This window comes from Planococcus halotolerans, assembly GCF_003289955.1.
GTDB lineage: Bacteria > Bacillota > Bacilli > Bacillales_A > Planococcaceae > Planococcus > Planococcus halotolerans.
Genome location: NZ_QLZR01000001.1, coordinates 24065 through 37615, shown reverse-complemented (window position 1 = coordinate 37615; position 13551 = coordinate 24065). Strand labels below are relative to the sequence as shown.

The 13551-nt window shown below is 45.5% G+C and carries 6 protein-coding genes; 4 read left to right on the top strand and 2 right to left on the bottom strand.

What is annotated here, in order from left to right:
• The first annotated feature begins 157 nt into the window (after nucleotides 1-157).
• From DP120_RS00145 to DP120_RS00130, 4 genes are all read left to right on the top strand, one after another.
• Nucleotides 158-721 (top strand): transposase, encoded by a 564-nt coding sequence (locus DP120_RS00145; protein ID WP_165843679.1) that lies wholly within the window; start codon nucleotides 158-160, stop codon nucleotides 719-721.
• A gap of 190 nt (nucleotides 722-911) precedes the next feature.
• Nucleotides 912-5195, top strand: a complete 4284-nt coding sequence (locus tag DP120_RS00140; RefSeq protein WP_338066458.1) for a S8 family serine peptidase — start codon at nucleotides 912-914, stop codon at nucleotides 5193-5195.
• Nucleotides 5196-5832: 637 nt separating this feature from the next.
• On the top strand, nucleotides 5833-7185 hold the full coding sequence (locus DP120_RS00135) for a S1C family serine protease (RefSeq protein ID WP_112221168.1): 1353 nt from the start codon (nucleotides 5833-5835) through the stop codon (nucleotides 7183-7185).
• Nucleotides 7186-7307: 122 nt separating this feature from the next.
• On the top strand, nucleotides 7308-8327 hold the full coding sequence (locus DP120_RS00130; RefSeq protein ID WP_112221167.1) for an acyltransferase: 1020 nt from the start codon (nucleotides 7308-7310) through the stop codon (nucleotides 8325-8327).
• A gap of 1200 nt (nucleotides 8328-9527) precedes the next feature.
• Here the strand turns inward: DP120_RS00130 and DP120_RS00125 are convergent.
• Both DP120_RS00125 and DP120_RS00120 read right to left on the bottom strand, forming a co-directional pair.
• Nucleotides 9528-10253: a C40 family peptidase gene (locus DP120_RS00125; RefSeq protein WP_112221166.1), complete on the bottom strand. Its 726-nt coding sequence runs from the start codon at nucleotides 10251-10253 to the stop codon at nucleotides 9528-9530.
• Nucleotides 10254-10672: 419 nt separating this feature from the next.
• The gene (locus DP120_RS00120) at nucleotides 10673-13366 is read right to left on the bottom strand and encodes a CDP-glycerol glycerophosphotransferase family protein (RefSeq protein ID WP_112221165.1); all 2694 of its coding nucleotides are present in this window, start codon (nucleotides 13364-13366) and stop codon (nucleotides 10673-10675) included.
• Nucleotides 13367-13551 lie beyond the last annotated feature (185 nt).

Here is a 13551-nt window from a genome sequence, read left to right as displayed (position 1 = left end):
TTTGAAGCCAATTTTGGCTCTATATACTCCAAATCACGTTGAAAAATCATTTTTGGCCTCTATAGAGTACATAAATATCCGTTATCGAATTGTGTGTGCAATTGACTCTATTTCCCGAAAAATATAAGGTCAGAAAAAAGGGCAGGAGTTGGTTAAAGTGGCAAGAAAAAGGCGAGTTTGGAACCCAAGCTTATTTGAACATGCGACAACCAGAGGCAATAACCGGAAGACAATCTTTCACGAACCTTCTGATTATCGCGCATTCTTTCGCGTTCTGGACTATACCTATGAACAGTATCCTTTTACGATCATCAGTTATTGCATAATGACCAACCACTATCATTTGTTGATCCGGTCTCCTGAAGTTCCACTCGGAAAAGTGATGGGACTGATCAATAAAAGGTACGGCGATTACTACCGGGCAAAATACGGGGTTACCGGCTATTTATATGAAGGAAGGTATTATGCAGAAAAAGTGGATGGACCAGCCGGTATTCTTGCCGTCAGCCGCTATATACACCGAAATCCCATTGCGGCTTCAAAGCCATTGGCAGATAAAATGGCAACTTATCCTTACAGTTCTTACTATTATTATGTGAGTGGCGTTAAGCCTGCATATCGCTATTTGGAATTGAATCATATCCTTCCATTATTGACGCACCCCTATGACCCAACGCCGGAATCTTACAGTAAATACTGCGAAGAAACACTTTCAGAGTGAATTGTGAGGGAGTTGTGTGGGTGACTGTCACCCAGAATATTCACCCAGAATATTCACACTTGAAAAGCGCCGAATATTCAATAAAATATTAAGAATACGTTTGCAATATTGATAATTTATGGTAAATTTAATAGTGTTGTGCAATTAGGAATAATTGCACAATTAACAACCAATAAAAGGGGGAAAAACATTGAAGAAGTTTAAAACGGCGTTAGTTACGATGTTAGTCGTAATGATGACGCTCAGCTCTGCTGTCTTCGGTTTAACCGGCGTATCTGCGGCGACGACCAAGTCCTTATCGGACCTTCCGACTTTAAATGCTGAAAAACCAGCTGTAAAAGTTCCGGAAAAGTTCGTGAATCCGGAAGACCCATCTAAAACAGTCCGTGTGATTGTGGAACTTGAAAAAGCGCCAACAATTGAAACGGCGACTCAACAAGGAGTTCTTTACAAAGATCTTCCTGAGTCACAAAAAGCAAGTCTGGAAGCGGCTGTAGAAACTGATCAGGCGACTGTCCAGTCGGCTGTGAAAATGGCTGCACCAAGTGTTACATATCTTGAAAACTTCACGACTGTTTTCAACGGTTTCTCTGCTAATGTAGCAGCTGGACAAGTTGAAGAAATCGCGAATACTGCAGGCGTTAAGAAAGTATACGAAGCGACTGAATACACGCGTCCTTCTGTACAGCCTGAAATGAAATACTCTAAAGCATTGGTTCAAGCTCAACAGGCTTGGGGCGATTATGGATACAAAGGTGAAGGAATGGTTGTCGGTGTTATCGACACAGGAATCGATCCTTCGCATAAAGACATGGTTTTGACTGATGACTCTACTGGAGACATCACGAAAGATGAATTGCAGGCTTTGCTTGCTGATGGTTCTATCGAAAACGGTGAATATTTCACTGCAAAAGTTCCTTTCGGCTGGAACTATATGGACGATAACAACCAAATTCTTGACCTTGGACCAGATGCTTCTATGCACGGTATGCACGTTGCCGGCACAGTAGGCGCAAATGGTGACGAAGAAGCTGAAAACCCAGGCCTTAAAGGTGTAGCTCCTGAAACACAATTACTGGCTTTGAAAGTATTCGGCAACGATCCACAATTCGCTTCAACTTACGGCGATATCTACGTTAAAGCAATTGATGATTCCATCAAACTTGGCGCAGATGTCATCAACATGTCTCTGGGATCCACTGCTGGTTATGTTGATTCAACTAACCCTGAGCAAATGGCAGTTGCACGCTCAACTGAAAACGGAATCCTTGTAGCAATCTCTGCCGGTAACTCAGATATGTTCGGATCTGGTACTTGGTATCCGTACGCTGAGAACCAGGATTACGGTTTGACTGGTTCACCAAGTGTTTCTAAAGAATCATTCGGTGTAGCATCATTCGAAAACTCTGTTGTTACTGGCTTCGGCTTTGATTACCATGTAAATGGTGTAGAAGCTGGACAAGCAATGTACCTTCTTGCAAATGACGCTGATCCAATCGAATTGCCAAACGCTTCATATGAAGTTGAATTTGCAGGCTTCGGTCACGCAGCTGATTTTGAAGGAAAAGATTTCACTGGTAAATTCGCGCTTATTTCACGCGGCGAAATTGCTTTTGTTACCAAAGGTCTGAACGCACAAGCGGCTGGCGCTGCTGGTGTTATTGTTTACAACAACACAACAGGCACGATCAATATGGCTTCTGATGCTGCCATCAAAATTCCATACATGTCTACATTGCAGGCTGATGGATTGGCGATGAAAGCTGAAATCGATGCAGGCAACACAGTTACTGTATCTTTCGAAGGCGATAACGTTGAAACACCAAGCCCGACAGCTGGTGAAATGAGTAATTTCACTTCATGGGGTCCAACTCCGAACCTTGATTTCAAACCAGAAATCACGGCTCCGGGCGGAAACATCTTCTCCACTTTGAACAATGATGAGTACGGCCTAATGAGCGGAACGTCTATGGCGGCTCCACACGTATCGGGTGGTACGACACTAGTTTACCAACGAGTTGACGCAGAATTCGGATTGACGGGCGCTGACCGCGTTCAGTTTGCGAAAAACTTGATGATGAACACAGCTAACCCTGTTGAACTTGCTGATGGAGAATTCGTATCTCCACGCCGCCAAGGTGCTGGTTTGATGCAATTGCACGATGCCCTTTCAACTGACGTTGTAGTAACAAATGAAGCGACTGGCGAAGCGAAAGTTGCTTTGAAAGAAATCAAAAACGATCAATACACATTCACTTTGACAGCAGAGAACTTCTCTGATGAAGCGGCTGAATATGCTGTTGACGTAAATGTACAAGTTGATACTCCAGTTAACGCTGGCAATTACTTTGTAACAATCCCGAATAATCCTGCTTACGGTTCAACTGTAATCACGGAAGATGCTTCAATTGCAGCTCCAGAAACTGTAACAGTTCCTGCTAACGGTTCTGTTGAAATCCCGGTTACTGTTGATATCTCTGCTGTCAGCGCTGAACTTGATGCATTCTACAAAAACGGATTCTTTGTTGACGGTTTTGTCACTTTGACTGACGTAAATGAAGAAGTCACTGGCAACACTTCTCTAGTAGTTCCTTACTTCGGCTTTAACGGCGAGTGGGACGATGCAAGAATCTTTGATTACTTTGCATGGGACGAAGTTATGACTTATTACGGCATGACACTTCTTGCTGATGGCGATGGCAACATCCTTAACGGCGGAACGCACCTAGGCGAAGACGTATATGACCCAGAGAAATTCGCATTCTCACCAAATGGTGACGGATCGGTTGACTCTGTAATCCCTGTTTATTCATTGATCCGTAACGCGAAGGAATTCGAAGTGAATATCCTGAACGAAGCGGGCACAGTAATCCGCACGATCCGTACAGCTGAAAACTTGACGAAGCATTACTCAGGTACATCTTCTTACACGTACAACCCTGATTTTGCTTGGGATGGTAAAGCCCGCGGTAAAGTGGTTGCAGATGGCGACTATCAAATCCAGCTTCGCGCTGTAATTGATTACCCGGATGCTGAATGGCAATCAATCGAATTCCCTATCACAGTGGATACGGTTGCTCCTGAAGCAGAAGCGACTTACAACGCTGCTACGAAAACTGTAGAAGTTTCATCGTTCACTGACAACACTGGCGCTGACCGCTGGGAAGTTTACTTGAACGGCGAAGAAATCACTGAAGATGCAACAACAGAAGACGAAGACGAGTCACTTGCTCCTTCGACTACTCAATTTGCAGTAACTGCAGATGTTAAGAAAACTGATAAATTGGTTGCTAAGTTCTACGACGTAGCAGGCAACGCAACAGAAGTTGAATTACAAGTTACAGCTGAAGAATCAACACATCCAGTAATCTTCATCGAAACTCCTGAAGTTATGGAATACCTTGATTCGAATGAAGTAACGGTTGCTGGTACAGTTGAAGACGATTCAAACGTCGTTTCTGTAACAGTTAACGGTGTAGAAGTTGACACATTTGATGGCGTGAACTTCGAACACACAGTAACATTGGAAGACGGCGTCCACAATCTTAAAGTTAAAGCCGTAGACGAGTTTAACAATGAAATGGAAATCCGCCGTCAGGTTCTGGTTGACACAACTGCTCCAACAGTAGAAGTTGTAGACGCTCCTGAAAGGGTAGATTTGGCAACAGAAGAAGCGGAAGTAACAGTAAACGTACAAGATAACTTCGACGAAATCGCAGTTTATGTTGACGGTTCTGAAGTATTCCGCAAAGCAATCACTGAGCCATACGGTATGTATGCGTTCAACAAAGACATCACATTCAATGTACCTGTTCTTGATGAAGGCCAAAATGACTATGTAGTATCAGTAGTTGATGTAGCTGGAAACGAAGCAGAAGTTGGATTCTCGATCTTCAAAGGCGATGTAGAAGTTGTAACATTTGCTGATATCCAAGAACACTGGGCTCAAGAACAAATTGAAGCTCTTGCAACACTTGGAATCATCCAAGGTAAAACAGCTGACTTGTTCGCACCTGAAGCTGACATTACTCGCGCTGAGTATGCAACGCTTCTGGTTCGTACACTTGACCTTCCGGTTGAGGACTTCGAAGGAACATTCAATGATGTATCAGCTAAACATTGGGCTGCGAAATACATCGAAGCGGCTGCCCGTGCTGGTATTGTAATAGGCAATCCGGATGGCACGTTCAGCCCGAACGCTGACATCTCACGCCAGGATACTGCAGTTATGATGATCCGAACTGTGAAATATGAAGATCCTTCACTTCTTGAAGGCCTTGATCTTTCGCACGAATATGCAGATCAAAGCAAAGTTTCAAATTACGCTAAAGAAGCAGTTTCACAAGCTTATGCACTTGGCTTGATGACAGGACGCAATAACAATGTCTTTGCTCCGAAAGATGACATCAAGCGTGGAGAGACTGCGTCAGTCCTTTACCGTGCTCTTGTATTGATGTACGGGCAACTGGAATAGAATAAAATGAAGAAAGCCGGGAGCGGATGCTCTCGGCTTTTTTCTTTATGTAATAATTAATAATCGACGTCTTCTGAAATCATTTCGCTCTAGCCGGAAGCTTTCCGCGGGGAGCGGCCTAAGCCTCCTCATCCGCTTCGCTCCTTGTGGGGTCTCAGGACACGCTTTAGATCCCGCAGGAAAGACATTGGCCGTAGCATGCGAGGTCATGTCTTTGCGACGAAGCAGCGCAGCGATGCAGGAGCACATCTTTGCACTTCACCGGCTGTCGCTACATTTTAGCTTGCTATAGATAGAAGGCATGCTGTTCTTGATTAGTACTTAAGGCTTCTTAAATTACAGAAAACATTCTAAGATATGGAGCAAAACAGCGAAGACTCCCAGGCGACCAAGTGAAGTGCTGAGATCCACTCGGGCGAAGTGTAACGAGCACGAGTTAGCTCAGCGCAAGCAGCCAGGAAAGCGAAGCTGTTTTGCGGAATATCGGTTTTAGCATATCTAAAATATCTGTCAAAGGTAAGACGCGTAATATTTCTGCAATCTTAATGAAACTATACATAGGGTTCATCCGTCTATATAATGAGTGATGCAATGAATCAAAAAAAGTGAGCTGATTTTATTGAACAGACGAGTAGATATGAGAAATAGCAATACACCCAAGAAAAAGAATTGGCTGATTACGCTTGTCACCATTCTGTTTTTGGCAGCAGTCGGAGCGGGCGTCTATTTGATGATCGCCAGTCCGGAAGAACAATCGACCACCGAATCACTGGAAAAAACCTCTTTCTCAGAGCGTGAGTACCAAGGTGGAGGCGGCGTCAACGTCGTCATAGAAGACGAACCGGAGACGATTGAGCCGGGCACTGTCAACGACCAGACCCAGCAGCCGGGAGAAGATGGTTCTGCAGAAGAAGCCACGGATACAGAAGAAAGCAGCGATGCGATCCAGAACGAAACGGTGGAAGAAGTGGACCAGCCGGATGACAGTTTGGTAGTTGTCCCGGAACCGGATCTATCATCAATGATCGCGAACGCGAAAACATACGTTTACACAATCTATACCGACCTTGACCAGGGATCCGGTTTTCTATTCAACAATAAAGGCGATATCCTCACCAACGCACATGTCGTCAAAGACTCACAATACGTAACAGTTAAAAACAGCAACGGCCAGGAATTCAATGGCCAGGTCGTCGGCTTTTCCAGAACAACGGACATCGCTTTGATTCGCGTGCCGGAGATTGCAGGCAAAGCGGCGATGGACGTGGAAATGCAGGAGGTGTCAGCGGGCACGAAAGTGTTTGCGCTCGGCAGTCCTGAAAACATCAATAATACATCGACAGAAGGCGAAATCACCGCTACAGGGATGGACTTCTTCGATGGTTATAAATACGAAGACCTTTACGAAATGACTGCGAAGATCAAACAGGGATCGAGCGGTGGACCATTAATCTCAGCAGAATCCGGCAGAATCCTCGGCATCAACTCAATCGTTCTGACAGATAATCCGGACATCGGCTACTCGATTCCGATTTACACAGTCAACGACCAGTTGCAGGAATGGGCGGAAAATCCGCTTCCAGCCGAGAGCGATGCATGGCAGCCTGAAGTTCCGGATGCCAGCTTCGAAGAAGAAGCGCTACGCGGATTCATCTCGGATTTCTATGAGCTGGTTCCATATTCACTCAATGACGACGAAGTCACCTTTTATCAATTCTTCCTGCTGTCAGGCAGCCAGGGAGAAATGGCCGGCAACGAAATGGTTGAAGGGCTGAAAGGCGAGCAGCGCGTATTCCAGGCGGTAGAGCCCGTCATCACGGACATCGAAATCGGTGACAACGAAGCCTACATCACTGCGAATGCGACATTCACATTCCATGACCAGGAAGACGATAAACTCGTCTCCATCAGCCACGCGGTCATCTACACCATCGTCATTGACCGCTTCGGCGATTACCAGATCTCAGCGATAACGAATCAGGATCAATAAAACAAGCGCCGGGGCATTATGCCAGCCGGCGCTTCTTTTTATGTGGAGTTTCAGGTATTATTGCTGAGGGAATATTGCAATAAACTCGAATGAAAATATTAATCCCTCAGAAGGAGTCACTTATGGCAAAACGATACGATTATATGGACTGGCTGCGGGTACTGGCGATTTTTACAGTAGTCGGCGTCCATGTTGTTTCAAAAATCATCAATACCGGCCACGCCGGCGAGTGGGAGTGGCAATTCGCCAATTGGATCGATTCCGGCTTGCGCTGGTGTGTGCCTGTCTTCTTCATGCTCAGCGGCGCCTTGCTGCTTAATCTGAAGAGGGAAGACCCCATCGGCGAATTCCTCAAGCGGCGGCTGACTAAAGTCATCATTCCGCTGATTTTCTGGAGCGGCGTCTACATAGCTTATAAAGTGTTCGAGCAGGGCGAGTCTTATACTTTGTGGGAAATTATCGTCCTGTTTCTCACTGACGACGTCTATTATCACCTATGGTTTATGTACGTCATCATCGGCCTCTACATAATGGCACCGTTTCTAAAAATTCTCGTCAAGAATATGGACCAGAAAACATTTCTCTATTTTCTGGGTATCTGGTTCTTTTTCTCAGGGTTATTGCCGTTTGTGCAAAAAATGTACGGCTTCGAACCAGCACTCGTCGCAGGCCTGTTCCATCCCTATATCGGCTACTTCCTGTTAGGAGCCTATCTCGTGCGTTATCCGCTGCCGAAGAAAGCGATATGGCCTCTTTTTGGCCTATCGTTCATCGCTTATCTGGCGACCATCTACGGCACACATAACCTGACAGTCAAAAACGGCGCACTCGACGAATTCTACTATGAGCATTACCGCCCGACACAAATAGTCATCAGCATTTTTGTTTTCTCTTTATTCCAGCAGCTCGGGCCACACATCAAACCAAACCCGATCATCACGCAAATCAGCCTGGCCACACTCGGCATCTACGTGATCCACCCATTGGTGCAATTCTATCTCAATAAATTCTTTGATATCAATGAAACCATGGTCAACGCAGCGGTAGGCGTCCCGTTTGTGTGGATTCTCATATTTACGCTCTCATTTTTGATCGTCTGGGTGCTGAAGAAAGTACCAGGTGCAAAGCATATCATTCCGTAGGGGGTGATATGCTTTTTTTTGTGGGTTAGGGGAGAGGAAGTGGGTGTTCGTGAGATAAGAGTCGGAAATCGTAAGATAAAACTTGGAAAACGTAAGATACAACACGAAAAACGTAAGATAGAAATGCGAAATCGTAAGATAGAAGGCCAAAATCATAAGATAGAACTTCATCCATAAGAATCAACCCACTATTAGAATGGATCGGGCGGCAACTGCCGCCCCTGGGCAGTCCGCTGGCGGACTGCTTTCCATTCGAATGCACTTTTCTTATGGTGAGAGCCGGAGGAGAGGTGCGTTCGTAAGATAAGAAGCGAAAACCGTAAGATACAACACGAAAAACGTAAGATAGAAATGCTAAATCATAAGATAGAAAGCCAAAACCATAAGATAGAACTTCACCCATAAGAGCCAACCCACTATTAGAATGGATCGGGCGGCAACCGCCGTCCCCTGGGCAGTCCGCTGGCGGACTGCTTTCCATTACACATGCACTTTTCTTTCGGTGAGAGCTGGAGGAAAAGTCTATTCGTAAGATAAGAGTCGCAAACCATAAGATACAACTCGAAAACCGTAAGATAGAAATGCGTAATCATAAGGTAGCCGGCCAAAATCATCAGATAGAATTTCACCCATGAGAGCCAACCCACTCTTAGAATGGATCGGGCGGCAACCGCCGCCCCCTGGGCAGTCCGCTGGCGGACTGCTTTCCATTACACATGCACTTTTCTTTCGATGAGAGCTGGAGGAAAAGTCTATTCGTAAGATAAGAGTCGCAAACCGTAAGATACAACTCGAAAAACGTAAGATAGAAATGCTAAATCATAAGATAGCCGTCCAAAATCAACAGATAGAACTTCACCCATGAGAGTCAACCTACTATTAGAATGGATCGGGCGGCAACCGCCGCCCCCTGGGCAGTCCGCGGGCGGACTGCTTTCCATTCACATGTGCTTTTTTTACGGGGAAACCCCCATCAAAAATCGACCCGTTAAGTAAAACGCGCTATACGACAACAAAAACACTTTATACGTCACCAACTCATATCTATACGACACTATCTCAAATCTATACGTCAACTAAACCTGCATCCAAGCGAGTTAATTATCACTTGCCATATTCAAATGACGGCTACTTAAAAGCAAACATAAAAAAGGCACCCAATTATATGGATGCCTCACCGTACAGATAAACTTTATGAACTTAGCGTCTGAAGCTGTGGAATTTAGGGCCCCAGTAAGAATCGCTCAAGCTTCTGACTTCAGCTTTCGCTCCGCCGGAGTGTACGAACTGGTTGTTGCCGATGTAGATTCCAACGTGTGAGATGCCTGGACGGTATGTGTTTGCGAAGAAGACAAGGTCGCCGACTTTAGGAGTCGTAACTTTATCCGTCTCAGCAAATTGCGTCAACGTCGTGCGTGTAAGGTTCTTGCCGTTTTTCTTGAATACGTATTGTGTGAATCCGCTGCAGTCAAAGCCGGCTGTTGTCGTGCCGCCGAATTTGTAAGGAATGCCGCGTAACGCCATTGCAGTTGAAACGATGCTTGAACTTGAAACTGATGTTGAAGCAGCTGATACCTTAGAAGTTGAAGGTGACAGCAATGTGCTCAAGATCCAGCCTGTTTTGCCGTTTACATTCACTTTGTACCAAACTTGGCTGCCGTATTTCTTTTGGTGAGTGGCAGTCACTTTCGTGCCTTTTTTAGCTGTAAGGATTCGTTTATTATGAATACCCGCATCTACGCGGACATTTGAGTTGTATTTAGTGACAAATGTTCCGGATTTAGCAGTCGCTTTTGCGGCCGATACCTGTTGGACCAACTCGCTTGATGGTGCAGTAACTGGTGTAGTAGTTTGTGCGCCTGCTGCTGAAATAGTTCCTGAAAAGATCATCGTGCTCGCGAATAAAGTAAAAATAAGTTTTCTCATTATTATTCCCCAATCATATGTTTGATAGCCGTGTCTGGTTGCTGATAAAGGTTTAATATCAATTTCTACTTGCTGTTATATTTTTGATCTGCTCTTACTATAAGGAGTATAGCTTTGTAATACAAGGTCAATTCTATTGCAATAACATTACAGTTATATATCAAAATAATATGAAAGGTTTAAAACAAATGGACTATTCAAAACATATCCTAGTCATATAGGCGACTCTTGCAGCTACTTTAGACTCGAAATATTATACAATCGATAATTTCAATATATAGATATAAAAACTTGCTATAACGGCAAAACACAAGGGCCACCAGTACACTAGACAACCCCCACACAATCCAACCCAACAAAAAAGGAGAACCCTCTCAGGTTCTCCTTCAGCGAAACTATTTAACAAAACCAACTATACTTTAAACCCGGTCCAGCTCACCTTCAACCACATCCACAACCCGTTCACCATCAAGCAAGCCGCGCACACTCTCATAAATACGTCGGCAATTATCCTGGTCCTGATACTTGATAATACCCGAGATGTCGATATTGAAATTCGCAAAGTCATGCAGGATCCGGTCCTCGATGATGCTCACCAGTTCTTCTTCGTGGCTCGCGATCCCGCCGACGAATGTCTCATCGATCGGCCGCAGGATGCCGCGGCGGAAAAAACGCTCCGCATCGAAATGATAGAACACGACCGGCTTATCGAGCAGCGTAAAGTCGAAACTCACCGTACTGTAATCCGTTATGAGCAATGCGTGCCGGATCAGCAGCCGCTGAACGGTCACAGATCCGAGGGGGATAAACTTGATCCTTTCATGCATATCGTGGATGCCGTTCTGGAAATAGTTCTGCGCCCGGTAATGCGGATAGAAATTCAAATTGATATTATGCTCATCCAGCAGCCGCAGCAACTTCTCGTTCTGAATCAAATTCGTATATGTTAAATAATACTCACTGGCCAAAAATGCTTCATCCGTATTGATCCAATCGCGCCACGTTGGCATCAGCAAAATATCACGCGGCTTTTTATTCTGCACGAGGCGGTCAAAACGCGCCAGTCCCGTAACAGCCACTTCCTCGTCGGAATAACCCATCTCTTCCATTACAACGGCTTCTTTTTCGGGTTCCGAGCTGACGATGAACAAATCGAACGGCAGCTCATAATTGCGCTTGTGGTACTCGACATTCTTGCGGCCGAGGACGCCGTGCTGCAGGAAGATCTTCTTGGTATTCTCGTAGCCGAAGAAGCCAAGCGCCGGTTTATACGGCAGGATATTTTCAATATCATGCGTACACAGCAGAACACCCGCACGGAACGCCACTTCGAAATGCTCCGGCGAACCGAAAACCAGTACATTCTTCATGTGCTGGATCGGCTCGTAATCGAGGCTGTCGCCTTCGATGACGTAATAAGCCTCGATGTCTGTGTTTTCACGAAGCCAGTGGAACAGCACTATGCCATTGTCCTGTGCGGTATTGCTGCGCTCGCCGACCAGCCAAACATTCGGATCCTTGACGGACACATCTGCCGGAATCCGGATATCTGCCGGCACCGTGAACGTCTCGATCTTCAAATTATTGAAAGGCGTCGTCGTGAACATGAAATGATGTTCGTTATATTCTTCGTCCCGCAACACCCTGTAACTATAGAAGGCATCTTTCTTATAATCGGCTTTCCGATATTTAATTTTCTCTTTTCGGATTACTTCACCGGAATCCGTTTCAACAACAACAAAAAAGTCGAAAATCGTCTTGTCCTTGCTCTTCAGGCCGATTAAATTCCAGTCTTCCACATCGATCCTGAAATTATCGTGGATCGGCACTTGCCGCGATTCGAGCGAAAAGCGGTCTTCGAGCAGGAGGTAGGCCGTCGCATTGATGAATTCGTCCGTCGACCCGATGGAACCATCCACACGGAAGCCGTCAATATCGTTGATCGCTTTCCGCAGCTTCGGACGCGTAATCTTCAGGCCAAGCGATTTATCCTTCCGTTTATAGAAACGCAATTTTACGTGTTGTGAATCTGCAATCACTCCAAACCGCAAAGTACTTTGGCTGAGCTGTTCCGTATCCAGCAGGAACTGTGACACTTTCGGCTCCTCGCTTTGCCGCAGCAGGAAGAAGCGCTTCGCGAATAAAGTCCCGATCAAGCCCTCCAAAGGAACTTCCGTCCGCAAGGCACCGGCCTGCTTAACAAATGGGTATGTCTCGTGGCGTCCACTTTTCTGGTCATCCAGCAGCAACGCGTATTCAGCGCCTGCTGCCTCGTCTTCAGGCAACAGGCCAACCGAAATTCGGAAACGTCCATTCTCCAGATTCTCGATCTGCATCCTTTCCGGCCGCACGGCATTCGGCCGTACTTCCAAATAGAAGGAATGGCCTCGGCGAATCGGCCGGATTCTATGCCGGAGGGAAGTGAACGCCTCCATATCATGTCCGTCTATACGGAGCGGATGCAGCGTGTCATTCATATGGACGAACAACCGCCAGATGCCCATACTGAGCTCCGAGAAATCCTGGAGGCGGATATGCCCCGATACTCTATCCCGCACACCGTGAAGAATGATAAACTGCCGGTTCTTAAATGCATAAATTTCAACAGGTTTGCCGGATTCAACGGCAGATACATCCAGACCAAATTCCAGTCTGTCATAGCCAGCCCCTTCAATTTCGGCAAACACTTCGTCGTTTGAAAACCGGAACTCTGAAAACCGGTTGCTGATTTGCAGGTTCTTTTTCACCCGCGTCGTCAAATAACGCTCGTTGATCAGCAGACTCTCATTAAAATCGCCTTCCTTATAAGAAGGATGTGCCGTCAGCCAAGCCGCTTTATTATTGATGAACACCTTCACCGTGGCGCCGGTTTCAATCGTTTCCAGCAGCATCAGTGGAATATAGACCTTCAATTTATCTTTTTCCGTCAATTCACTGTCAATCGGATGACGCTCTTCGTTATTCCAGAACTCTGCATGGATCTCGTTGAAAAACAGGAAATTCGTCAAGCTGAACTCGAACACCAGATGTTCATCTGTAAGATAATGGCGTTCAGCTTCCGCTTTCTTGATCAGATAATTCCGTACCCTTTTCAATGTCCTTGAACCGATCATTGCCTCATCTCCCCGCAAATTGAGTTTTTTATCCAAAACACCACTATCTTAGTCAGTGAACTTTCCAAGAGCGGTCAAATAATTTCCAATTATGAATAAAACAATTTCCAATTGATAAAATACTTGTTAAAACCAGTATAAAGTAGCGTTACATCAATATCCAATTAATACATCAAAAATTTACG

Coding starts and splice junctions, on each gene's coding strand:
- DP120_RS00125 (WP_112221166.1), bottom strand. CDS start 10,253: ATGAGAAAACTTATTTTTACTTTATTCGCGAGCACGATGATCTTTTCA.
- DP120_RS00120 (WP_112221165.1), bottom strand. CDS start 13,366: ATGATCGGTTCAAGGACATTGAAAAGGGTACGGAATTATCTGATCAAG.
- DP120_RS00130 (WP_112221167.1), top strand. CDS start 7,308: ATGGCAAAACGATACGATTATATGGACTGGCTGCGGGTACTGGCGATT.
- DP120_RS00135 (WP_112221168.1), top strand. CDS start 5,833: ATGAGAAATAGCAATACACCCAAGAAAAAGAATTGGCTGATTACGCTT.